General features: G+C 73.2%; 18 protein-coding genes and 2 pseudogenes. 11 read left to right on the top strand and 9 right to left on the bottom strand.

Translation table 11 applies throughout. The features are described from left to right. Positions 1 to 65 precede the first annotated feature (65 nt). From trpB to lgt, 4 genes are all read left to right on the top strand, one after another. Positions 66 to 1376, top strand: a complete 1311-nt coding sequence (gene trpB / locus ABZX67_RS13090) for a tryptophan synthase subunit beta (RefSeq protein WP_355358344.1) — start codon at positions 66 to 68, stop codon at positions 1374 to 1376. Continuing rightward, positions 1373 to 2188, top strand: coding sequence for a tryptophan synthase subunit alpha (gene trpA / locus ABZX67_RS13085; RefSeq protein ID WP_355358341.1), 816 nt, complete (start codon positions 1373 to 1375; stop codon positions 2186 to 2188). The genes trpB and trpA overlap by 4 nt, the downstream gene beginning before the upstream one ends. A gap of 63 nt (positions 2189 to 2251) precedes the next feature. Then, positions 2252 to 3130 (top strand): thioredoxin domain-containing protein, encoded by an 879-nt coding sequence (locus ABZX67_RS13080; RefSeq protein ID WP_355358338.1) that lies wholly within the window; start codon positions 2252 to 2254, stop codon positions 3128 to 3130. Positions 3131 to 3206: 76 nt separating this feature from the next. Further along, on the top strand, positions 3207 to 4178 hold the full coding sequence (gene lgt, locus ABZX67_RS13075; RefSeq protein WP_355358335.1) for a prolipoprotein diacylglyceryl transferase: 972 nt from the start codon (positions 3207 to 3209) through the stop codon (positions 4176 to 4178). A gap of 74 nt (positions 4179 to 4252) precedes the next feature. On the opposite strand, the gene ABZX67_RS13070 is transcribed toward lgt, so the two are convergent. From ABZX67_RS13070 to ABZX67_RS13040, 7 genes are read right to left on the bottom strand one after another with little or no spacing between them, the layout of a single operon-like run. Next, entirely contained in the window at positions 4253 to 5083 is an 831-nt protein-coding gene (locus tag ABZX67_RS13070; RefSeq protein WP_355358332.1) for a CoA ester lyase, read from the bottom strand. Continuing rightward, positions 5080 to 6288: a CoA transferase gene (locus ABZX67_RS13065; protein ID WP_355358329.1), complete on the bottom strand. Its 1209-nt coding sequence runs from the start codon at positions 6286 to 6288 to the stop codon at positions 5080 to 5082. Before ABZX67_RS13065 ends, ABZX67_RS13070 begins: the two co-directional genes overlap by 4 nt. Then, positions 6285 to 7169, bottom strand: coding sequence for a ribokinase (rbsK, locus tag ABZX67_RS13060; protein ID WP_355358326.1), 885 nt, complete (start codon positions 7167 to 7169; stop codon positions 6285 to 6287). The genes ABZX67_RS13065 and rbsK overlap by 4 nt, the downstream gene beginning before the upstream one ends. Beyond that, positions 7166 to 8551 (bottom strand): ADP-ribosylglycohydrolase family protein, encoded by a 1386-nt coding sequence (locus ABZX67_RS13055; protein WP_355358323.1) that lies wholly within the window; start codon positions 8549 to 8551, stop codon positions 7166 to 7168. The genes rbsK and ABZX67_RS13055 overlap by 4 nt, the downstream gene beginning before the upstream one ends. After that, complete coding sequence (locus ABZX67_RS13050; RefSeq protein ID WP_355358320.1) at positions 8548 to 9726, bottom strand: ADP-ribosylglycohydrolase family protein; 1179 nt, start codon at positions 9724 to 9726, stop codon at positions 8548 to 8550. The genes ABZX67_RS13055 and ABZX67_RS13050 overlap by 4 nt, the downstream gene beginning before the upstream one ends. Next, complete coding sequence (locus ABZX67_RS13045; protein WP_355358317.1) at positions 9650 to 11092, bottom strand: ADP-ribosylglycohydrolase family protein; 1443 nt, start codon at positions 11090 to 11092, stop codon at positions 9650 to 9652. The genes ABZX67_RS13050 and ABZX67_RS13045 overlap by 77 nt, the downstream gene beginning before the upstream one ends. Continuing rightward, complete coding sequence (locus ABZX67_RS13040; RefSeq protein ID WP_355358314.1) at positions 11092 to 12099, bottom strand: ADP-ribosylglycohydrolase family protein; 1008 nt, start codon at positions 12097 to 12099, stop codon at positions 11092 to 11094. Before ABZX67_RS13040 ends, ABZX67_RS13045 begins: the two co-directional genes overlap by 1 nt. Positions 12100 to 12322: 223 nt before the next feature. Here ABZX67_RS13040 and ABZX67_RS13035 point away from each other — a divergent pair, with 223 nt between their 5' ends. From ABZX67_RS13035 to ABZX67_RS13025, 3 genes are all read left to right on the top strand, one after another. Continuing rightward, the gene (locus ABZX67_RS13035; RefSeq protein ID WP_355358311.1) at positions 12323 to 13051 is read left to right on the top strand and encodes a VIT1/CCC1 transporter family protein; all 729 of its coding nucleotides are present in this window, start codon (positions 12323 to 12325) and stop codon (positions 13049 to 13051) included. Between the two features lie 516 nt (positions 13052 to 13567). Further along, positions 13568 to 18127 (top strand): glutamate synthase large subunit, encoded by a 4560-nt coding sequence (gene gltB / locus ABZX67_RS13030; protein ID WP_355358308.1) that lies wholly within the window; start codon positions 13568 to 13570, stop codon positions 18125 to 18127. Further along, positions 18120 to 19580 carry a glutamate synthase subunit beta gene (locus ABZX67_RS13025; RefSeq protein WP_355358305.1) on the top strand — a complete coding sequence of 487 codons (1461 nt, stop codon included), beginning with the start codon at positions 18120 to 18122 and terminating at the stop codon, positions 19578 to 19580. Before gltB ends, ABZX67_RS13025 begins: the two co-directional genes overlap by 8 nt. A gap of 523 nt (positions 19581 to 20103) precedes the next feature. Here the strand turns inward: ABZX67_RS13025 and ABZX67_RS13020 are convergent. Next, a pseudogene (locus tag ABZX67_RS13020) lies at positions 20104 to 20238 on the bottom strand (arsenic transporter); the annotation flags it as partial. A 79-nt stretch (positions 20239 to 20317) separates the two neighbouring features. Here ABZX67_RS13020 and ABZX67_RS13015 point away from each other — a divergent pair. Then, complete coding sequence (locus tag ABZX67_RS13015) at positions 20318 to 21037, top strand: VWA domain-containing protein (RefSeq protein WP_355358302.1); 720 nt, start codon at positions 20318 to 20320, stop codon at positions 21035 to 21037. A 3-nt stretch (positions 21038 to 21040) separates the two neighbouring features. Here the strand turns inward: ABZX67_RS13015 and ABZX67_RS13010 are convergent, their stop codons facing one another. Further along, positions 21041 to 21910 carry an aldo/keto reductase gene (locus ABZX67_RS13010; RefSeq protein WP_355358299.1) on the bottom strand — a complete coding sequence of 290 codons (870 nt, stop codon included), beginning with the start codon at positions 21908 to 21910 and terminating at the stop codon, positions 21041 to 21043. Between the two features lie 60 nt (positions 21911 to 21970). On the opposite strand from ABZX67_RS13010, the gene ABZX67_RS13005 reads away from it, so the two are divergent. From ABZX67_RS13005 to ABZX67_RS12995, 3 genes and pseudogenes are all read left to right on the top strand, one after another. After that, complete coding sequence (locus ABZX67_RS13005) at positions 21971 to 22324, top strand: MerR family transcriptional regulator (RefSeq protein WP_355358296.1); 354 nt, start codon at positions 21971 to 21973, stop codon at positions 22322 to 22324. A gap of 82 nt (positions 22325 to 22406) precedes the next feature. Next, positions 22407 to 22850: a hypothetical protein gene (locus tag ABZX67_RS13000; RefSeq protein ID WP_355358293.1), complete on the top strand. Its 444-nt coding sequence runs from the start codon at positions 22407 to 22409 to the stop codon at positions 22848 to 22850. Between the two features lie 135 nt (positions 22851 to 22985). Further along, positions 22986 to 23262, top strand: a pseudogene (locus tag ABZX67_RS12995) (AI-2E family transporter); the annotation flags it as partial. Positions 23263 to 23361 lie beyond the last annotated feature (99 nt).

The following is a 23361-nucleotide window of genomic DNA, read 5'->3' as shown; positions in this document are numbered from 1 at the left end:
GCACACCGTGACCACCGTCCCACGAGACATCCGGGGGCGTTCCCGCCCCCGTGAGGAGCAGTCGCATGCCCAGCGAGTTCTTCATTCCCGACCCCCAGGGTCACGTCCCGAGCACCGAGGGCTACTTCGGTGCCTACGGCGGCAAGTTCATCCCCGAGGCGCTCGTCGCCGCGGTCGACGAGGTCGCCGTCGAGTACGAGAAGGCCAAGGCCGACCCCGCCTTCGCGGCCGAGCTCGACGACCTGCTGATGAACTACACCGGCCGCCCCAGCGCCCTCACCGAGGTGCCCCGGTTCGCCCGGCACGCCGGCGGCGCGCGGGTCTTCCTCAAGCGCGAGGACCTCAACCACACCGGCTCGCACAAGATCAACAACGTGCTGGGCCAGGCCCTGCTCACCAAGCGCATGGGCAAGACGCGCGTCATCGCCGAGACCGGCGCCGGCCAGCACGGTGTCGCCACCGCCACCGCCTGCGCCCTCTTCGGCCTCGAGTGCACCATCTACATGGGCGAGATCGACACCCAGCGCCAGGCGCTGAACGTCGCCCGGATGCGCATGCTCGGCGCCGAGGTCATCCCCGTGAAGTCCGGCAGCCGCACCCTGAAGGACGCCATCAACGAGGCGTTCCGCGACTGGGTCGCCAACGTCGACCACACGCACTACCTCTTCGGCACGGTCGCCGGCCCGCACCCCTTCCCGGCCATGGTGCGCGACTTCCACCGCGTCATCGGCGTCGAGGCCCGCCGCCAGATCCTGGAGCGGGCGGGCCGGCTGCCCGACGCGGCGATCGCCTGCGTCGGCGGCGGCTCCAACGCCATCGGCCTGTTCCACGCGTTCATCCCGGACGCGTCCGTCCGGCTGGTGGGCTGCGAGCCCGCCGGACACGGCGTCGAGACCGGCGAGCACGCCGCCACCCTCACCGCGGGCGAGCCCGGCATCCTGCACGGCTCCCGCTCCTACGTCCTCCAGGACGAGGAGGGCCAGATCACCGAGCCGTACTCCATCTCGGCCGGCCTGGACTACCCGGGCATCGGCCCGGAGCACGCGTACCTCAAGGACAGCGGGCGCGGCGAGTACCGCGCGGTGACCGACGACGCGGCGATGCAGGCCCTGCGCCTGCTGTCCCGCACGGAGGGCATCATCCCGGCCATCGAGTCGGCGCACGCGCTGGCCGGCGCCCTGGAGGTCGGGCGCGAGCTCGGTGAGGACGGCCTGATCGTCGTCAACCTCTCCGGCCGCGGCGACAAGGACATGGACACCGCCGCCCGCTATTTCGGACTGTACGACGCCGAGCCGCCCGCCGTGGTCGAGGCCGACGCCTCCGCCGAGAACGGCGCCGCCGAGATCCAGCGCGACACCCAGGGGGAGACCAAGTGAGCGGGAACATCCAGCTGCTTCAGGACACTCTGGAGCAGGCCAAGGCGGAGAAGCGCGCCGCCCTCATCGCCTACCTCCCGGCCGGCTTCCCCACCGTCGACGGCGGCATCGAGGCCGTCAGGGCCGTCCTCGACGGGGGCGCCGACATCGTCGAGGTCGGCCTGCCGCACAGCGACCCGGTCCTGGACGGCCCGGTCATCCAGACCGCCGACGACATCGCGCTGCGCGGCGGCGTGAAGATCGCCGACGTGATGCGCACGGTCCGCGAGGCCCACCAGGCCACCGGCAAGCCGGTCCTCGTGATGACGTACTGGAACCCCATCGACCGGTACGGCGTCGAGCGCTTCACCGCCGAGCTGGCTGAGGCGGGCGGTGCCGGCTGCATCCTGCCCGACCTGCCCGTCCAGGAGTCCGCGCTGTGGCGCGAGCACGCCGAGAAGCACGGCCTCGCCACCGTCTTCGTCGTCGCGCCGAGCAGCAAGGACGAGCGGCTGGCCACCATCACGCGCGCGGGGAGCGGCTTCGTGTACGCCGCCTCCCTGATGGGCGTCACCGGCACCCGCGAGTCGGTCGGCGCCCAGGCCGCCGACCTGGTGCGGCGCACCCGCGCCACCACCGAGCTGCCGGTCTGCGTCGGCCTCGGCGTCTCCAACGCCGAACAGGCCGCCGAGGTCGCCACCTTCGCCGACGGCGTCATCGTCGGCTCCGCCTTCGTCAAGCGGATGCTCGACGCCGAGGACCACGCCGCGGGCATCGCCGCCGTACGGGAACTGGCGGGCGAACTCGCGCGAGGAGTGCGGCAGGTTTCGTAGCTCGTACGGGTGGATCTGGACCGGGGAGGCGCGCCCGCGCCTCCCCGGTTCGTTGCTGTGGGCGTGAGCGAGAAGAACAGTGCAGGCAAGCGGAGCGCGCGCGAACGGCTCCAGAAGGAACGCGAGCAGCAGAAGGCGCGGGACCGGCGCAGGCGCACCCTGCTCGTGTCGGCGGCCGTCGTCGGCGTGCTCGGCCTGGCCGCGGTGGTCGGCGTCATCGCCGCTAACACCGGCGACCAGAGCGACGGCTCCGGCGACGGCCCGGTTGCGGCGCCCTCCGGAGCGGCGGGCAAGGACGGCCTGGCGATCCCCGTCGGCGCCACGGACGCCCCGTCCACGCTCACGATCTGGGAGGACTTCCGCTGCCCGGCCTGCGCCCAGTTCGAGAACGCCGTCCGGGACACCGTCCACGAGCTGACCGAGTCGGGCCAGGTCAAGGTCGAGTACCACCTCGCCACGATCATCGACGGCAACATGGGCGGCACCGGCTCGCTGAACGCCGCGAACGCCGCGGCCTGCGCCCAGGACGCCGGCAAGTTCGTGCCGTACCACGACGTCCTCTACCAGAACCAGCCCCCCGAGCCGGACGACGCCTTCGCCAAGGACGACCGGCTCTTCGCGCTGGCGGCGAAGGTCCCGGGCCTGGACACGCCGGCCTTCCGCAGCTGTGTGACGGAGGGCAAGCACGACGGCTGGGTCAACAAGTCGGCCCAGGCCTTCCGGGAGGGCGACTTCCGGGGGACGCCGACCGTGCTGCTCAACGGAGAATCGATCTTCCCGACCAAGGGCAAGGAGCAGATCTCCGTGGAGAACCTGAAGAAGTGGGTCGCCGAGGCCAACGAGGGCAAGAAGCGGGGCACGGCCTTCCCCACGGCGCCCGCCTCACCCTCGGCCCCTGGCTCCCCGTCCGGCCAGGGTTCCCCGTCGCCCGAGCGGAGCTGACCGCCCGGCTTGTTATGCAGTCTTTGCCGGGCGGGTTCCCGTGTCTCCCGCCCGGCACGGTAGCGTCGGTCCTGCCATGGACCTTGCCTACATTCCGAGCCCGTCGACCGGTGTGATCCACCTCGGACCGCTCCCGCTGCGCGGCTACGCCTTCTGCATCATCATCGGTGTCTTCGTCGCCGTCTGGTACGGCAACAGGCGCTGGCTCGCCCGGGGCGGCCGTGCCGGCACCGTGGCCGACATCGCCGTCTGGGCGGTGCCCTTCGGCCTCGTCGGCGGCCGGCTCTACCACGTCATCACCGACTACCAGCTGTACTTCAGCGAGGGTGAGGACTGGGTCGACGCCTTCAAGATCTGGGAGGGCGGACTCGGCATCTGGGGCGCGATCGCCCTCGGCGCTCTCGGCGCCTGGATCGGCTGCCGCCGCCGCGGCATCCCGCTGCCGGCGTACGCGGACGCGATCGCGCCCGGCATCGCCTTCGCGCAGGCCATCGGGCGCTGGGGCAACTGGTTCAACCAGGAGCTGTACGGCAAGCCGACCGACCTGCCGTGGGCGCTCGAGATCAGCGAGGGCGTGAACCGCGAGGCGGGGCTCTACCACCCGACGTTCCTGTACGAGTCGCTGTGGTGCGTCGGCGTGGCGCTCCTGGTGATCTGGGCGGACCGCCGCTTCACGCTCGGCCACGGGCGCGCCTTCGCGCTCTACGTGGCGGCGTACTGCGCCGGGCGGGGCTGGATCGAGTACATGCGCGTCGACGAGGCGCACCACATCCTGGGCCTCCGGCTCAACGTGTGGACCGCGATCCTGGTCTTCCTGGCGGCGGTCGCGTACATCGTGATCTCGGCGCGAGTACGGCCGGGGCGCGAGGAGGTCGTGGAGCCGGACGCGCCCGCCGAGAAGGCGGGGAACGGCAAGGACGGCGCCGGCACCGAGCCCGCGGACTCCGCCCCTACGGATTCCGCGCCCGCGGGCGCCGCGGAGGCTGAGGGGAGCGCGGAGGCGGACGGCGAGGCGGACGCGCAGGCGAAATCCGCCGGACCGCGCTGACGCGGTAAGCAGCTGCGAGGCGGCCGCCGGGACCGAGGGGTTCCGGCGCCCGCCTCGTGCGTACGGGGGTGACGTCAGGCCCGGCGGCGGGCGAGGGCCAGCGTGCGGCGGGCCTCCGCCACGATCGCCGCGTCGACGAAGCGGCCGTCCGGCAGAGCCAGCGCACCCGCACCGGAGGCGCCGGCCGCGACGATCTCCTCCGCCCCCGCGACCTCCTCGGGGGTGGGCAGGTAGGCCCGTTCGATGACCGGGAGCTGGCGGGGGTGGATCGCGGCGCGGCCCAGGAAGCCCAGGGCGCGGCCGTGGGCGCAGGACGCGGCGAGGCCGTCGAGGTCGCGGATGTCGGGGTGGACCGACTGGGCGGGCGGCGCCAGTCCCGCGGCGCGGGCGGCGACCACGACGCGGCCGCGCGACCAGTCGAGCCCGCGGTCGTCGCGTACCCCCAGGTCGGCGCGGAGGTCCGCCTCGCCGATGGCGAGGGAGCGGACGGCGGGGTGGGCGGTGGCGATGGCGTGCGCCCGCTCGATGGCCAGGGCGGATTCCAGCAGCGGGTGGAGCGGGACGCCCGGGGCGAGGGCCGCGATCCGCTGAATGTCAGTGCCGTGTGTCACCTTGGGAACACGCAGAGCGGCGAGGCCGGGGAGGGAGGCCAGCGATGCGAGGGCGGTGTTGTCGTGCGCGGTGTCGCGGGGACCGGGGAGGCGGACGTGGATCGGTACGGGGTGGGGGGAGGAGAGCAGGTCGACCGTGGCGTCCAGGGCGTACGCCCTGCGGTCGGGCGCCACCGCGTCCTCCAGGTCGACCACCACCACGTCGGCGCCTGAGCGCAGCGCTTTCGCGACCACGTCGGGGCGGTCGCCGGGCGCGTAGAGGAAAGTGAGCGGGATGGGGGTCCCGGGGGTCATACGGCGCCCTCGGCGCGCAGGGCGGTGATCTCGGCGGCGGACAGGCCGAGTTCGCCGAGGACGGCGTCGGTGTCCGCGCCGTGCGGGCGGCCGGACCAGCGGATGGAGCCGGGGGTCTCGGAGAGGCGGAAGAGGATGTTCTGCATACGGATCGGGCCGAGCTCGGGGTCGGGGACTTCGGTGATGGTCTCCAGTGCCCGGTACTGGGGGTCCTCCATGACGTCGCGGATGTCGTAGATCGGGGCGATCGCCGCCTCGGCCTTCTCGAACGCGGCCATGGCCTCCTCGCGGGTGTGCCGGGCGATCCAGCCGCCGACCGCCTCGTCGAGCTCCTCGGCGTGGTCCGCGCGAGTGGTGCCTTCGGCGAACCACGGCTCGTCGATGAGGTCGGGGCGGCCGACCAGGCGCATCACGCGCTCGGCGACGGACTGGGCGGAGGTGGAGACGGCCAGCCAGGAGCCGTCGGCGGTGCGGTAGGTGTTGCGCGGGGCGTTGTTGCGGGAGCGGTTGCCGGTGCGGGGCTGGACGTAGCCGAGCTGGTCGTACCAGAGCGGTTGCGGGCCGAGGACCGTGAGGATCGGTTCGATGATCGCCATGTCGACGACCTGGCCGCGGCCGGTGGCGGTGCGGGCGTGCAGGGCGGTCATCACGGCGTAGGCCGTGGCCAGGGCGGCGATGGAGTCGGCGAGACCGAAGGGAGGGAGCGTGGGCGGGCCGTCGGGCTCGCCGGTGATGGCGGCGAAGCCGCTCATCGCCTCGGCGAGGGTGCCGAAGCCGGGGCGGTGGGCATAGGGGCCGGTCTGGCCGAAGCCGGTGACGCGGGCCAGGACCAGCCGGTCGTTGGCGGCGGAGAGCTCGGGCCAGCCGAGGCCCCAGCGCTCCAGGGTGCCGGGGCGGAAGTTCTCGACGACCACGTCGGCGGTGGCGGCGAGACGGAGCAGGGTGGTGCGGCCGCCGGGCGTGGACAGGTCGAGGGTGAGAGTGCGTTTGTTGCGGCCGAGCAGCTTCCACCAGAGGCCGACGCCGTCCTTCGCGGGCCCGTGGCCACGGGACGGGTCGGGCCTGCGGGGATGTTCGATCTTGATGACGTCGGCGCCGAAGTCGCCGAGCATGGTCGCCGCGAGCGGGCCGGCGAAGAGGGTGGCGAGGTCGAGGACGCGGAGTCCTCGGAGGGGAGGTGCGCTGGGTGAGGCGGTGCTGGTCATAGGGCGTCGATCTCCGAGCGGTACGGCATCGAGGAGGAGGCGCCGGGGCGCTGGACCGACAGCGCGGCGGCGGCCGACGCCCCGGCCAGGGCGTCGGGTGCGGGCCGGCCCTCGCCGAGCGCCACGGCGAGGGCGCCGGTGAAGGTGTCGCCGGCGGCGGTGGTGTCCACGGCCCGGACGCGTGGGGCGGGGACGGTGACGGGGCTCGCGCCGCGCGCCGCGTAGAGGCTGCCGGACGCGCCCAGGGTGATGACCACCTCGGGCACGTACCGCAGCAGTTGCTCGGCGGCGGCGTGCGGGTCGGCGACGCCGGTGAGGGCCGCGGCCTCGTGCTCGTTGGGCACCAGCAGGTCGGTGGCGGCGAGGAGTTCGGGCGGCAGCGGCTGTGCGGGTGCGGGGGTGAGGACGGTGCGGACGCCGTGGCGGCGGGCGGCTTCCGCGCCGGCGATGACGGCGGAGAGGGGGAGTTCGAGCTGGAGCAGCAGGGCGTGGGCGGTGGCGATGAGGGTTTCGTCGCCGGGGGAGAGGGAGGTGACGGTGCCGTTCGCCCCGGGGATGACGATGATCGCGTTGTCGCCGTCGTCGTCGACGACGATGTGGGCGGTTCCCGAGGGGCCTTCGACGGTACGGAGGCGTTCGGTGGCCACACCGGCGCCGTCGAGCTCGGCGCGCAGACGGGCGCCGAAGTCGTCGGAGCCGACGGCGCCGATCATCGACACCCGGGCGCCGGCGCGGGCGGCGGCGACGGCCTGGTTGGCGCCCTTGCCGCCGGGGACCGTACGGAACTCGCGCCCGGTGACGGTCTCGCCGAGCTTGGGCGCCCGGTGCACATAGGCGACCAGGTCCATGTTGGTGCTGCCGAGCACCGCGATGTGGGTCATGGGCGGTGTGCCTCCTGGTGGGCGAGGTCGTGCGTGCGTGCGGCCAGTGTGTCGAAGCCGATGCCGTCGAAGGGGTGGACGGACGTGGCGAGCCGGTTCTTGAGGGGGGAGGTCCAGCGGTCCGGGATCCGGTCGGGGTGCCCGGCGAGGAGGCCGGCGACGGAGCCGGCGGTGGCGCCGTTGGAGTCGGTGTCCCAGCCGCCGGACACGGCGCGGCAGATGGAGAGGGTGAAGTCGCCGTCCGCGTGGGTGAGGGCGGCGGAGAGGAGGGCGGCGTTCGGGACGGCGTGCACCCAGTGGTAGGCGCCGTAGGCGGTGTGGAGGCGGTCGGTGACGGTGTCGAAGTCGGCGTGGGCGCGGGCCGTGGCGATGCCGAAGCGCACCGCCCGGGCGAGGCGGGAGTCCGGCGGGACGACGGTGAGCCCGGCGGCGAGCGACCGGTGGACGTCGGCGGTGCCGGAGGCGGCGGTGGCGATGACGGCGGCGGCGAACATCGCCCCGTACACGCCGTTCGCGGTGTGCGTGAGCACCGCGTCCCGGTGGGCCTGCGCGGCCGCGGCGGCCGGGTCGCCGGGGTGCGTCCAGCCGTGGACGTCGGCGCGGATCAGGGCGCCGATCCACTCGCGGAACGGGTTGCGGTGGGTGGCGGTGAGCGGGGGTTCGAGACCGGAGAGGAGGTTGCGGTAGGCGACGCGCTCGGCCGTGAAGGTGCGGCCGGCGGGGAGCTCGTCGAGCCAGAGGCGGGCGACGTCCGCGGTGGTGAAGCCGTGGCCGTACCGCTTGAGGAGCAGGAGGGTGAGCAGCGGGTGGTTGAGGTCGTCGTCCTCGGGCATGCCGTCGATGTTCTCGGCGAGCGAGGTGGTGGCGGACCGGCGGTTCCAGGGGTGGGCCGCGGCGAGCGCCGGGGGCAGGCCCTTGGAGGTGAACCAGGTCGTGAGCGGCCAGTTCCCGGTGGCGCGGGCGAGGGCGCGGATGGCGGAGAGGGGGAGCTTTTCGACGGGCTTGCCGAGCAGGCACCCGGCGGCGCGGCCGAGCCAGGCGGCGTGCAGCCGCTCGCCGAAGCCGGGCGCCACGGTTGCGGCGGTTGGCCCCGGGGAGGGCCAGTCGGGGCAGGCGCGGATGATACGAGGAAGGGAGGTGGGTTCGGCCGCGGCCAACGGGCTCGGCACGGCGGCCAGTTCGTCCAGGAGGCGTTCCGCCAGGGCGCGCAGGTGCGGGGGCGCGGCGGTGGGGGAGGCGCCGGCCGTCGCGGGGGCGCGGGTGCCGCCGGCGGCGAGCCAGCGGGCCTCGACGGCCGAGGCGTCGCGGCCGTCCTCCGCGGCCTGCCGCAGCTCGTGGCCGATCAGGTCCTCCGGCTGGACCCAGGTGAGGCGCACGCTCACGCGGTCACCCCGGGCTTGGGGGAGAGGGCGATGAACGCCGTCTCGTGGGCGCGGCGGCGGACCGTGTCCCGCATGAAGATCTCGCGGGCCACCTCGGCGAGCACCGCCGCCGGGGCGTGCAGGTCGAGGCGGCTGGCCTCGGCGACCTGCTTCACCCAGAACGCCGGGACCGCCGCCTCGCCGTGCAGCGCGCCCACGATCGCGCCCGCCATGGTGGCGATGGAGTCGCAGTCGCGGCCGTAGTTGACGGCGCCCAGCACCGTACGGCGGTAGTCGCCCTCACCGACCAGCAGCATGCCGAGGGCGATGGGGAGTTCTTCGACGGAGTGCAGCCGTGAGGGCCGGCGGGCGGCCAGGGAGGGGAAGCGGTAGTCGGGGCCTACCGTGTCGAAGGGCGCGACCGCCTCGCGGAGGGGGCGCAGGGCGGACTCGAAGTCGGTGTGGAGCGCGGCCACCTCGCACACGGCCTCGATCGCCGCCCGGGTGCCGTCCTTGGCGAGGGCGAGCGCCGCGTCCACCACGGTCGTCGGTGTCGCCATCGGCCGGCAGGCCTCGGCGACGGCCGCGGCGAAGACGCCCGCCGCCTCGCGGCCGTAGGACGACTGGTGCGCGCCGGCGATGTCGAGGGCCTCGGCGTACGCGGCCTCCGGGTTGGCGGCGTTGACCAGGCCGACGGGCGCCATGTACATCGCGGCGCCGCAGTTGACGATGTTTCCGGTGCCCGCCTCGCGCGGGTCCACATGGCCGTAGTGGATCCGCGCCACCAGCCACTTCTCCGCGAGGAAGAGCCGCTGGAGGGGCAGCGCCTCGGCCTCGAGTTCCGGGATCCAGCGGGGGGTGGAGACGAGGTCGGGGACGAGGTGGTCGGCGATGGCGTACGCGTCGAGGTGGTCGCGGACCGTGTCGTACACGCGGATCAGCGCGTGGGTCATCAGGGTGTCGTCGGTGACGTGCCCGTCGCCCTTGTGGTACGGGGCGAGGGGCCGGGCGGTGCGCCAGGCGTCGCCGTGCCAGGGGCCGACGATGCCGGTGACGCGGCCGAAGTGGCGTTCCGCGATCTGCTCGGGGCTGTACCCCTCGACCGGGCCGCCGAGCGCGTCACCGACGGCGGCTCCGATGAGGCTCCCGGTGATCCGGTCCTCGAGGGTCGAGGGTGTGGGGGTGATGGTCGTCATGTCGGAATTGTCCACCCGGCGCGGTGAGTTCCGTGTGTGCCAGCCGCCCGGCGAGTTCCACGAGGTCCGTGCCCGCGAGGCGGGGCAGCGCACAGCCCGCGAGCGTGCGGCACGCCTCCCGCCAGGTGGCCGGCACGCCGTCGCCGCCGCTGAACGCGCCGGTCAGCGCGCCCGCGAGAGCCGGGGCGGAGTCGGCGACCCGGGACAGGCAGGCCGCCGCCGGCACCGCCTCCGTCACCCGGCCGCGGGCGGCGACGGCGAGTGCCAGGGCGACCGGGACGGTCTCGGCGGCGGCGATGCCGTAGCTGTAGACGTGGTCGACGATCTGGTGCTCCAGCAGCGGGACCAGCTCGAAGGCGGTGTCGGCGGCGCGGGCGAGCCGGGTGGCGTGCTGGGCGTTGCGGCCGATCTCGGTGGCGTACGGCAGCTGGTCGAGCGCGGCGTCGACCGCCTCGTCGACCGGCGCGCCGCCGAGCGCCGCGGCGACCGCGGCGGCCATGGCGCGGGCGCCGTGGACCCCGTCGCCGTCCTGCGTGTAGCGCGCGTCGAACTCCGCGAGCTCGGCCGCGGCGCGCGGGTCGCCCGGGTGCGCCACGGCGAGGACGGCCGCGCGCACGCAGGCGGCGTCGTCGAAGTAGTGCGGATTGTCGTGGCCCGTGGCGGGCGGGCGCAGGCCGGTGGCGAGGTTGCCGAGACCGGCGCGTACGGAGATGCGGGCGCGGAGGGGGAGGACGGCCGACTCCACCTCGGGGGCGCGGTCGGCGGCCGCGGCGATCTCGGCGGCGAGGGCGTTCCAGGCCAGATCGACGGCGGCGCACAGGCGGCGGCCGGCAGGGAGCCCGCGCAGCAGCTCACCGCCGGCGGTGAGGAGCGTCTCGGCGGTGAAGACCGCCCACTCGGCGTCGTCGGAGGGGCCGAGGCGCAGGGGCTCGGGCGGCTGGTTGAGGGCGATGGGGACGGGGAGGGTGGTGGTGGCGTTCTGTTCGGCGAAGGTGTCCAGCTCACGGGTGAGGCGACGGGTCCACTCGGGCATCCGGGCGGCCCGGTGCCGCGCGGCCGGCCACCCGGCGGCATCGCCCGCGGCCAGGCCGAGGAGCAGGCCCTCGATGCGGCTCGCCGAGCGGGGCCGCGGGGGTGCGTGCCGTGCGGTGTGTCGCTCCAAGTCTTCCGCCGGGCCCTGCCCCGGGGCGGGGGTGGCCGCTGCGGGGTCCCAGGGCGCGAGCAGGCCCCCGTCGGCGGAACCGGCGGAACCGGCGGCAACGCCCGGCGCGACTGCCGGTGCCTGCGGCGGCGCGGACAGGGAGGCGTAGCCCGTACGGGCGAGCGGGTCGCCGAGCGGGTCGCCGGAGAAGGGGGTCTGGGGCATCAGCGGGCCTCGCATTCGTCGGGGGTGAGGAGGTCCGCGATGTCCAGGACGTGGTAGCCGCGCATGGACGGCAGGCAGCTGCCGCGGACCGGGCCGATGGAGGCCGACCACTCCGGGGGGATCGCCGACGCCCCCGACAGGGCGCCGGACAGGGCGCCCGCTACCGCCGCCGTCGTGTCGGCGTCGCGGCCCATGTTCACCGCGGTCAGGACCGACGTACGGAAATCGCCGCGCGCCGCCGCGAACGCGCCGAAGGCCAGGCCGACCGCCTCCGGGGCCAGGTCCGTCCACGGGTAGCCGCCGATGACGACGGCGGAGCGGACGGCGCGCTCGCGGACGAGCGGGTCCGGCTGTACGCGCTGGGCCGCGACGACCGCGCGGCGCATCGAGCGCGCGGTCCACGAGTCCATCGGCACGACCGACAGCGCGGCGGCGATGACCGAGGCCGGGTCGGCGCCGGACATGGCCGCCGCGACGCCCGCCGCGACCGCCTGGCCGCCGTAGATGCCCTCGCCCTCGTGGCTGACCGAGCCGTCGATCGCCACCAGCCGCGCCGCCTCCGCCGGCCGCCCCGCCGCGAACACCCCGAACGGCGCCGCCCGTATGGCCAGCCCGTCGCTCCAGGCGTGCCGGTGCTGCGCCGAGATGGGGGCGGCGAGGCCCCGCCGGAGGTTCTCCAGCGTGCCGCGCTCGCTGAAGCCCGCGCCCCGGAACGGGCCCTCGTCCAGGTCCGCGATCCAGTGGTGCCATGCCTTCTCGACGTGCGCGACCGTCAGCGCCGAGCCGTGGCGGGCCAGGAGCAGCCCGGAGAAGATCGCGTACTCCGTGTCGTCCGTACCGGCCGGGTCCTCGGCGACGAAGCCCTCGATACGGCCCCATCGGCGGCGGATCTCGGACGGCCGCATGTTCTCGGCGGGCGCCCCGAGCGCGTCTCCGACGGCCAGTCCGAGCAGCGCTCCCCGGGCGCGGTCGAGGAGGACCGGAGGTGCCGTCGACTTCGACTCCATCGCGTGGGCCTTTCGATGCGCGTCGATCGTCCGCTTCCTGGATGCGTGCCACGCGGGCACGGGTGGTTGTCGCGGAGGGCCCCTCTGTCACCCCGATGACGCCCCGGTGACGGGTGGTTAGTAAAGCCTGCCTTGCTGGCGCGCCCCTTACATCGCGCGTACTTTCGAGGTGTTGAGGGGGTGCGGGACGTACGGACCCGCCGCACGACGCAAGGGGAGAGCTGTGTCCATCATCGAAACCGAGGCGACGCTTCACGAGGCGCACCGCGACAACCACACGCACCGCGATGTGAACGGCGGCTGGCTGCGTCCGGCGGTGTTCGGTGCGATGGACGGGCTCGTGTCGAACCTCGCGCTGATGACCGGTGTCGCGGGCGGTGCGGTCTCCCAGCAGACCATCGTGATCACGGGGCTGGCCGGGCTCGCGGCGGGCGCCTTCTCCATGGCGGCCGGCGAGTACACGTCCGTCGCGTCCCAGCGGGAGCTGGTCGAGGCGGAACTGGACGTCGAACGCCACCAGTTGCGCAAGCACCCGGTCGACGAGATGGAGGAGCTCGCCGCGCTGTACGTGGCCCGGGGCGTGGAGCCTCCGCTCGCCCGCGAGGTCGCCATGCAGCTGTCGAGGGACCCCGAGCAGGCGCTGGAGATCCACGCCCGCGAGGAGCTCGGCATCGACCCGGACGACCTGCCGTCGCCCACGGTCGCCGCGCTGTCGTCCTTCGGGTCCTTCGCGCTCGGCGCGCTCCTGCCCGTCCTGCCGTACCTGCTCGGCGCGACCGCGCTGTGGCCGGCGGTGCTACTGGCGCTGTTCGGGCTGTTCGCCTGCGGCGCGCTGGTGGCGCGCGTGACCGCGCGCAGCTGGTGGTACAGCGGCCTGCGCCAGCTGGCGCTGGGCGGCGCGGCGGCGGCGGTGACGTACGCCCTTGGTGCGGCTTTCGGCGCGGTGCTCTGAGCCGCTGGGGGTCGGCCGGGTGTCTGGGCCGTTCGCCGTGCTCGCGAGCGGGCCGGTGGGCCCCGCCCCGAGGCCGGTGGGTGGCTGCGGCTCTTCCCCCGCTGCCGTGTCGGCGGTTACGGTGGCGATCCCGACAAGGCGGGTGCCATGCCGGGCTCGATCGTTGTGACGAAGCTCCAATGGCGGGATCCGGCCCAGCGGTGAGACACTATGCACCGCGGCGCATACTCAGCCGTAACGCGGCGGTTTCGATTCCTTCATCAGCGGGCATGAGCCGTTAGCGCTGCGGGCAATGAAGCCCGCACCCCTTTCACCAGGACGCGCAGACGGCCGACGACGCCGGATGCCGGTCAGCCGCACCTGGAAAGCACTCCACCGCTGCACGCGGTGTCCGCATGTTGGAATGAACTATCCGCGTTCCGAGAAACGTTCCATCATGTAACTTGCACGAATTTCGCGGAGGGCCAACGTCGTCCCTCTGGCACTGCATATGCCACGACGACGACGGGAGAGCCGATGCGTTCCGACGCCTGGTCGCCCATGGACGGTCGCCCCGCCCCGCAGGGTATGTACGACCCCCGCAACGAGCACGACGCCTGCGGTGTCGGCTTCGTTGCCACCCTCACCGGTGTCGCCAGCCACGCGCTGGTGGAGCAGGCGCTGACCGTTCTGCGCAACCTGGAGCACCGGGGCGCCACCGGCTCCGAGCCCGACTCCGGCGACGGCGCCGGCATCCTGCTCCAGGTTCCGGACGCGTTCCTCCGCGAGGTCACCGACTTCGCACTCCCGGCAGCCGGTGAGTACGCCGTCGGCATCGCCTTCCTCCCCGCCGACGGCTCCGCACAGGCCGTCGAGCGGATCGAGGCGATCGCCGCCGAGGAGGGCCTCACGGTCCTCGGCTGGCGCGAGGTCCCCGTCGCCCCCGAGCTGCTCGGCGCGACCGCCCGCTCCACCATGCCGGAGTTCCGCCAGCTCTTCGTGAGCGACGGCACCAGTGCCGGCATCGAGCTGGACCGCAAGGCGTTCCTGCTGCGCAAGCGCGCCGAGCGTGAGGCCGGGGTCTACTTCCCGTCGCTCTCCGCCCGCACCATCGTCTACAAGGGCATGCTCACCACCGGTCAGCTGGAGCCCTTCTTCCCGGACCTGTCGGACCGCCGCTGCGCCACCGCCGTGGCCCTGGTCCACTCCCGGTTCTCCACCAACACCTTCCCGAGCTGGCCGCTCGCCCACCCGTACCGCTTCATCGCGCACAACGGCGAGATCAACACGGTCAAGGGCAACCGCAACTGGATGCGGGCGCGCGAGTCGCAGCTCGCCTCCGACCTCTTCGGCGCGGAGAAGCTGGAGCGGATCTTCCCCGTCTGCACGCCGGACGCCTCCGACTCCGCCTCCTTCGACGAGGTGCTGGAGCTGCTCCACCTCGGTGGCCGTTCGCTGCCGCACAGCGTCCTGATGATGGTCCCCGAGGCGTGGGAGAACCACGACTCCATGGACCCGGCCCGGCGCGCCTTCTACCAGTACCACTCCACGATGATGGAGCCCTGGGACGGCCCGGCCTGCGTCACCTTCACCGACGGCGTCCAGGTCGGAGCGGTTCTCGACCGCAACGGTCTGCGCCCCGGCCGCTACTGGGTCACCGACGACGGGCTCGTGGTCCTCTCCTCCGAGGTCGGCGTCCTCGACATCGACCCCGCCAAGGTCGTCCGCAAGGGCCGCCTCCAGCCCGGCAAGATGTTCCTCGTCGACACCGCCGAGCACCGCATCATCGAGGACGACGAGATCAAGGCCGCCCTCGCCGCCGAGCACCCGTACCAGGAGTGGCTGGAGACGGGCATCATCGAGCTCGAGGACCTCCCCGAGCGCGAGCACATCGTCCACACCCACGCCTCGGTCACCCGCCGCCAGCAGACCTTCGGCTACACCGAGGAGGAACTGCGCGTCCTCCTCGCGCCGATGGCCCGCACCGGCGCCGAGCCGATCGGCTCCATGGGCACGGACTCGCCGATCGCCGCGCTCTCCGAGCGCCCCCGGCTGCTCTTCGACTACTTCACCCAGCTGTTCGCGCAGGTCACCAACCCGCCGCTGGACGCCATCCGCGAGGAGCTGGTCACCTCGCTGCACTCCTCGCTCGGTCCCCAGGGCAACCTGCTGGAGCCGACCTCCGCGTCCTGCCGCAGCGTCACGCTGCCCTTCCCGGTGATCGACAACGACGAGCTGGCCAAGCTCATCCACATCAACGCCGACGGCGACATGCCCGGCATGAAGGCCGCCACGCTCTCCGGCCTCTACCGCGTCTCCGGCGGCGGCGAGGCCCTCGCGGCCCGTATCGAGGAGATCTGCGCCGAGGCCGACGCCGCCATCGAGGGCGGCGCCCGCCTGATCGTGCTCTCCGACCGGCACTCCGACGCCGAGCACGCGCCGATCCCGTCGCTGCTGCTCACCTCGGCCGTGCACCACCACCTCATCCGCACCAAGCAGCGCACCCAGGTGGGCCTGCTGGTCGAGGCCGGCGACGTCCGCGAGGTCCACCACGTCGCGCTCCTCATCGGGTACGGCGCCGCCGCCGTCAACCCGTACCTCGCCATGGAGTCCGTCGAGGACCTGGTCCGCGCCGGCACCTTCGTCGAGGGCCTGGAGCCCGAGCAGGCCATCCGCAACCTGATCTACGCCCTCGGCAAGGGCGTCCTGAAGGTCATGTCCAAGATGGGCATCTCGACCGTCGCCTCCTACCGCGGCGCGCAGGTCTTCGAGGCCATCGGCCTGGACGAGGACTTCGTCGAGAAGTACTTCAACGGCACCGCCACCAAGATCGGCGGCGCCGGCCTGGACATCGTCGCCAAGGAGGTCGCCGCCCGCCACGCCAAGGCGTACCCCGCCTCCGGCGTCCCCTCCGCGCACCGCGCGCTGGATATCGGCGGCGAGTACCAGTGGCGCCGCGAGGGCGAGCCGCACCTGTTCGACCCGGAGACGGTCTTCCGCCTCCAGCACGCCACGCGCAACAAGCGGTACGACATCTTCAAGAAGTACACGGACCGCGTGAACGAGCAGTCCGAGCGCCTGATGACGCTGCGCGGCCTGTTCGACTTCAAGTCCGACCGCCCCTCGATCCCGATCGAGGAGGTCGAGCCGGTCAGCGAGATCGTCAAGCGCTTCTCCACCGGCGCCATGTCGTACGGCTCCATCTCCAAGGAGGCGCACGAGACCCTCGCCATCGCCATGAACCAGCTGGGCGGCAAGTCCAACACCGGCGAGGGCGGCGAGGACCCGGAGCGCCTGTACGACCCGGCGCGGCGTTCGTCGATCAAGCAGGTCGCCTCCGGCCGCTTCGGCGTCACCTCGGAGTACCTGGTCAACGCCGACGACATCCAGATCAAGATGGCCCAGGGCGCCAAGCCGGGCGAGGGCGGCCAGCTGCCCGGCCACAAGGTCTACCCGTGGGTCGCCAAGACCCGGCACTCCACCCCGGGTGTCGGCCTGATCTCGCCCCCGCCGCACCACGACATCTACTCCATCGAGGACCTGGCTCAGCTGATCCACGACCTCAAGAACGCGAACCCGCAGGCGCGGATCCACGTGAAGCTGGTGTCCGAGGTCGGCGTCGGGACCGTGGCCGCCGGTGTGTCCAAGGCCCACGCCGACGTGGTGCTCATCTCCGGCCACGACGGCGGTACGGGCGCCTCGCCGCTCACGTCGCTGAAGCACGCGGGCGGCCCCTGGGAGCTCGGCCTCGCCGAGACCCAGCAGACCCTGCTGCTCAACGGCCTGCGCGACCGGATCGTCGTCCAGACCGACGGCCAGCTCAAGACCGGCCGCGACGTCGTCATCGCCGCGCTGCTCGGCGCCGAGGAGTTCGGTTTCGCGACCGCGCCGCTCGTCGTCTCCGGCTGCGTCATGATGCGCGTCTGCCACTTGGACACCTGCCCGGTCGGCATCGCCACCCAGAACCCGGTGCTGCGCGAGCGCTTCTCCGGCAAGGCCGAATTCGTCGTCAACTTCTTCGAGTTCATCGCCCAGGAGGTGCGCGAGCTCCTCGCCGAGCTCGGCTTCCGCACCCTGGAGGAGGCCGTCGGCCACGCCGAGCTGCTCGACACGGCCAAGGCCGTCGACCACTGGAAGGCGCAGGGCCTCGACCTGGCCCCGCTCTTCCACGTGCCCGAGCTGCCCGAGGGCGCGGTGCGCCACCAGCTGATCCAGCAGGACCACGGCCTGGAGAAGGCGCTCGACAACGAGCTGATCAGGCTCGCCGCCGACGCCCTCGCCGCCGACACGGCGGAGCAGGCCCAGCCGGTCCGCGCCCAGGTCGCGATCCGCAACATCAACCGCACGGTCGGCACCATGCTCGGCCACGAGGTGACGAAGAAGTTCGGTGGCGCGGGCCTGCCCGACGACACCATCGACATCACCTTCACCGGCTCGGCCGGCCAGTCCTTCGGCGCGTTCCTGCCGCGCGGCGTCACGCTGCGCCTGGAGGGCGACGCCAACGACTACGTCGGCAAGGGCCTGTCCGGCGGCCGCGTGATCGTCCGCCCCGACCGGGGCGCCGACCACCTGGCCGAGTACTCCACCATCGCCGGCAACACCATCGGGTACGGCGCGACCGGCGGCGAGATGTTCCTCCGCGGCCGCACCGGCGAGCGGTTCTGCGTCCGCAACTCCGGCGCGCTGGTCGTCTCCGAAGGCGTGGGCGACCACGGCTGCGAGTACATGACCGGCGGACACGCGGTCGTCCTCGGCGAGACGGGCCGCAACTTCGCGGCCGGCATGTCGGGCGGCGTCGCGTACGTCATCGACCTCGACCGGGACAACGTCAACTCCGGCAACGTGGGCGCGATCGAGGCCCTGGACGAGACCGACCGGGCGTGGCTGCACGACGTCGTGCGCCGCCACCAGGAGGAGACGGGCTCGACCGTAGCCGAGAAGCTCCTTGCCGACTGGGACACCGCGGTGGCCCGATTCAGCAAGATCATCCCGACCACGTACAAGGCAGTGCTCGCCGCCAAGGACGCCGCTGAGCTCGCCGGTCTCTCCGAGCAGGAGACCACCGAGAAGATGATGGAGGCGGCGACCCATGGCTGACCCCAAGGGCTTCCTGACCACCGGGCGCGAGGGCGCCAAGACCCGCCCCGTGGCCGAGCGCGTCAAGGACTGGAACGAGGTCTACGTCCCCGGCTCCCTGCTGCCGATCATCAGCAAGCAGGCCGGCCGGTGCATGGACTGCGGCATCCCGTTCTGCCACAACGGCTGCCCGCTCGGAAACCTCATCCCCGAGTGGAACGACTACGCCTACCGCGAGGACTGGTCCGCCGCGTCCGAGCGGCTGCACGCCACGAACAACTTCCCGGAGTTCACCGGGCGGCTGTGCCCCGCTCCCTGCGAGGCGGCGTGCGTGCTGGGCATCAACCAGCCCGCCGTCACCATCAAGAACGTCGAGGTCTCCATCATCGACAAGGCGTGGGACAGCGGTGACGTCACCCCGCAGCCGCCGGAGCGGCTGTCCGGCAAGACCGTCGCCGTCATCGGCTCCGGCCCGGCGGGCCTCGCCGCCGCGCAGCAGCTGACGCGCGCGGGTCACACGGTCGCCGTGTACGAGCGGGCCGACCGCATCGGCGGTCTGCTGCGGTACGGCATCCCCGAGTTCAAGATGGAGAAGGTGCACATCAACCGGCGCATCGAGCAGATGCGCGCGGAGGGCACCAAGTTCCGCACCGAGATCGAGATCGGCCGCGACATCGACGCCGCGAAGCTGCGCCAGCGGTACGACGCGGTCGTCATCGCCGCCGGCGCCACGGTCTCCCGCGACCTGCCGGTCCCGGGCCGCGAGCTCAACGGCATCCACTTCGCGATGGAGTACCTGCCCCTCGCCAACAAGGTGCAGGAGGGCGACTTCGTCCAGCCGCCCATCACCGCCGAGGGCAAGCACGTCGTCGTCATCGGCGGCGGCGACACCGGCGCGGACTGCGTGGGCACCGCCCACCGCCAGGGCGCGCTGTCCGTCACGCAGCTGGAGATCATGCCGCGTCCGGGCGAGGAGCGGAACGCCAACCAGCCGTGGCCGACCTTTCCGATGCTCTACAAGGTCACCTCGGCCCACGAGGAGGGCGGCGAGCGGATCTACTCCGTCTCCACCACCCACTTCGAGGGCGACGAGGACGGCAACGTCCAGTTCCTCCACCTCGTCGAGGTCGAGTTCAAGGACGGCAAGCTGGAGCAGAAGCCGGGCACCGAGCGCAAGATCCCGGCGCAGCTGGTCACCCTCGCGATGGGCTTCACCGGCACGGACCGCTCCAACGGCCTGGTCGAGCAGTTCGGCCTGGAGCTCGACGAGCGCGGCAACATCGCCCGCGACGAGAACTTCGCGACCAACGTCGACGGCGTCTTCGTCGCCGGCGACGCGGGCCGCGGCCAGTCGCTCATCGTCTGGGCCATCGCCGAGGGCCGCTCGGCCGCCCGCGGCGTGGACCGCTACCTGACGGGCGTGAGCGAGCTCCCGGCCCCGATCCGCCCGACGGACCGCGCGCTGACGGTCTAGCCGCGCCCGAGTCGCCGGCCGGAGGCCGGCGCAGCCCCTCGAAGCCCGGGAGGCCGCTTGCGGCCGAGCGGTGCGAGAGGGGCGTCAGGAATGGGCCCGCGCGCTGACGGTCTGACGCCCGCACGGTCCAGGCCCCGCACGGTCTAGACCACCCCGCGCCGAGCCTTCGGCCGGGCGCCGCGTACGATGGCGTACGCGGCGTCCTCCGACGGCTCGGCGGCGCCCCACCAGCACACACCGGCCCCGGCCGCTTCCCGGCCGAGGCACCCCTCATCGTCCCGTACAACGGCGTGCGGAACACAGCAGCGCCTGCCGCCGTCCCCGACCGGATCGATGGCAGGCGCTGCGCCCTGTCCGGGGCCGTGTGCCCCCGATGCGCCCTGGTGGCAGCGATCAGGCCTGCCTAAGCTCGGGTACCACCCGGAGGGGCCCCGCCCCGGACCCCGCACCGACAGGAACCGCCCCCCCGCGGGCGCCCACAGGCACGGAACCGCCCCCGCGGGCGCCCCCTACCCGTCACCACCAGCGCCCCCACCGTCCCCGTCACCGCCAGCACCAGGCTCGTCCCCATGAAGCGGCCCAGCGCGATGCGCGTGCCGTGCCAGCGGCAGCGTTCGAACCAGAGCAGGGTCGCCAGGGAGGCCCACGGGGTGACCAGGACGAGTACCTGCCGGGCGTCCGGCGGCTGCCTCTGGGGGAGGAGGTCTGACGGTCTCCCGGTCTTCTAGTCTTTCCGTATGCCTCTCAGCCTCCAGAAGGTCGAGGAGACCGCGCCCGCGCTGGTCGGCCTCTACAAGACCGCGGCCGTCTCGCTGCGCAAGCACGGGCTGAGCGGCGAGCGGGCGGCCGTCTACCTGGTCGTCGACTACTCCGGATCGATGAGGCCGTACTACCAGGACGGCAGCGTGCAGGCGCTGGCCGAGCGGGTGCTGGGCCTGTCGGCGAACCTGGACGACGACGGGCGGGTGCCGGTCGTCTTCTTCTCGACGGACGTCGACGCCGAGACCGACATCGCCCTCGGAGAGCACGAGGGCCGCATCGACCGGATCGTGGCCGGGCTCGGCCACATGGGCAAGACCAGCTACCACCTGGCCATGGACGCCGTCATCGACCACTACCTCGACAGCGGCGCCACCGCCCCCGCGCTCGTGGTCTTCCAGACGGACGGCGGCCCCATCAACAAGCTCGCCGCCGAGCGCTACCTCTGCAAGGCGGCGGAGCTGCCGCTCTTCTGGCAGTTCGTCGGCTTCGGCGACCCCGGCAGCCGCCAGTTCGACTTCCTGCGCAAGCTCGACGAGCTCGCCGTCCCCGCGAAGCGCCGCGTCGACAACGCCGGCTTCTTCCACGCGGGCACCGACCCGCGCCGCGTCCCCGACTCCGAGCTGTACGACCGGCTGGTCGGCGAGTTCCCCTCCTGGCTGGCGGCGGCGCGGGCGCGGGGCATCGTACGGAGCTGACGCTCACGGCCGGTCGAGCCGGCGGAACTGCTCCTCGGTGAGGGCGACGTCGAGCGCCGCGAGGTTCTCCCGCAGATGGCCGACGGACGTCGTGCCCGGGATCGGCACGATGTGCGGCGCGCGGTGCAGCAGCCAGGCCAGCGCCGTCTGCGCCGGGGTCGCGCCCAGCTCCGCCGCCACCGCCGCCACCGGGCTGCCCGGCCCGGCGTGGTCGCCCATCGCGATCGGGAAGAACGGTACGAACGCGATCCCGCGCTCGGCGGTGTGGTCCACCACCGCCTCGTGGTCGCGCGCGGCCAGGTTGTACAGGTTCTGCACGGCCGCGACCGGAGCCACCTCCTCCGCCTCCTTCAGCTGCTCCACGCTCACCTCGGAGAGCCCGATGTGCCGCACCTTGCCCTCCTCCTGGAGCCGCTTCAACGCCCCGACCTGGTCGGCCAGCGGCACCTCCGGGTCGATCCGATGCAGGTACAGCAGGTCGATCCGGTCGGTACGCAGGCGGCGCAGGCTCAGCTCCGCCTGCTGGCGCAGGTACGCGGGGTGCCCGAGCGGCACCCACTCGGTGGGCGACGGCCGCACCACACCGACCTTCGTGGCGACGGCCACGCCCTCCCGGTACGGCTGCAGCGCCTCGGCGAGCAGCTCCTCGTTCGCGCCCAGCGCGTACGCGTCCGCCGTGTCGAAGAGCTCCACGCCGGACTCGGCGGCGGTACGCAGCAGCCGGACCGCCGCCGCCCGGTCGGCGGGCGCCTCCCATATGCGGGCCTCGGCTCCGGCCGGCCCGCCGGGGGCGTCCGCGAGGCGCATGGCGCCGTAGCCGAGGCGCCGTACGGGAAGATCTCCGCCGAGCTGGAAAATGCTGTTGTTCGTCATGGCCGGAACGCTAGGAGCTCACACCCATGTGAGCTTCAAGTGCCTGTGAGGGGGATCACGTTGAGGATCGGAGAGCTGTCCCGCCGGACCGGGGTGAGCGTGCGCCTGCTGCGCTACTACGAGGAGCAGGGCCTCCTCGACGCACGGCGCACGGCCGGCGGCCAGCGGGTCTACGGCGGCGACGCCCCGCAGACCGTGCGCCGCATCCGGACCTTCCTGGAGGCGGGCCTGCCCACCAAGGTGATCCGCGAGGTGCTCGACTGCGTCTGCGGCAGCGACGCCGAGGTCGAGCCGTGCCTCAGCCCGCTGCTCGTCGCCCGCCTCGACGAGATCGAGCACCGCATCGCGGACCTCCAGTCCGCCCGTACCTCCCTGGCCGCGCTGGTGGCGGCATCCACTGCGCCCAACGCGTGATTCCCACCCCGGTCGCCGGGACGCCGGGGCGCGACGGGGGTAGTGCTGCTCCTCGGTACCGGCTACCGGATGGGAGACACGTATGCGCCGCGCAGGATTCGTGGTCGCCGCGGCGACCGCACTCACACTGGGAGCGGCCGGCACGGGCCGGGCCGACACGACGGCGACCAGCGAGGTGACGGCGAGCTGGGGGGACCGCGTACGGCTCCAGTACACCTGGACCGACCGCCAGATCCTCACCGGCGGCACGCTCACCGTCACGGACGCCACCTGCGACGACCGCACGGTCTACGCCACCCTCACCGTCACCACGGGCGCCGGCCGCACCGTCCCGCTCGGCGACCGGCACAACACCGGCGGCTGCGGCACGACCGCCGAGTACCGCGACATCACCGCCTCCGACCCGAGCGGCGTCGTGCGCCTGACCCTCCGCCTCTGCCACCCGGCCCCCGGCGGCGCGACCGCCACCTGCGAGACGCGCTACATCGGCGCGAACCCGTACCGGCCGGACCCGCTGCGGTTCTGAAACACCTTAAGTAAGGGGTGTCCACCGACCCGCGGCCCGTCCCCCGCGTCCGGCCTGCCCGCCCATCGCAGCGGGCTGGTGGTGACGGCGATGCTCCGGCCGGCCGTCGACCTGCTGGCGCGGGTGCTGCCGCGGCCGGTGGCGGTGGCCGTCTCGCTGCTGGTGAGCATCGTGCTCCTGCTGGGTGTCCTGGCCCTGGTGGGGGAGGCGGTGGCCGGGGAGCGGGCAGATGGAGGGCCATGTGCTCCACCCGCTCGTGATGAGCTGGGCCGTCCGGCTCCACCCCGTCGTGGTCCCCTTCGCCATCATCGGCGGCGCCATCGCGGCGGGCGTGCTGGGCGCCGTGGTCGCGGTGCCGCTGGTGTCCGTGGTGTGGGCGGTCCACCAGGCCCTGCGCCGCGCTCGCGACTGAAAGCACCGACCCGGCGGTATGATCCCCGCACAGTGGCACAGGTCACGCGACCGGCCCGGCACAGACCGGGGCGGCGTGCTACGGTTGCCGTGTTGCAGT

It is taken from the genome of Streptomyces sp. NPDC003036 (assembly GCF_040611175.1).
In the GTDB taxonomy this organism is placed as follows: Bacteria; Actinomycetota; Actinomycetes; order Streptomycetales; family Streptomycetaceae; genus Streptomyces.
This window is presented reverse-complemented; position numbering and strand designations above follow the sequence as displayed.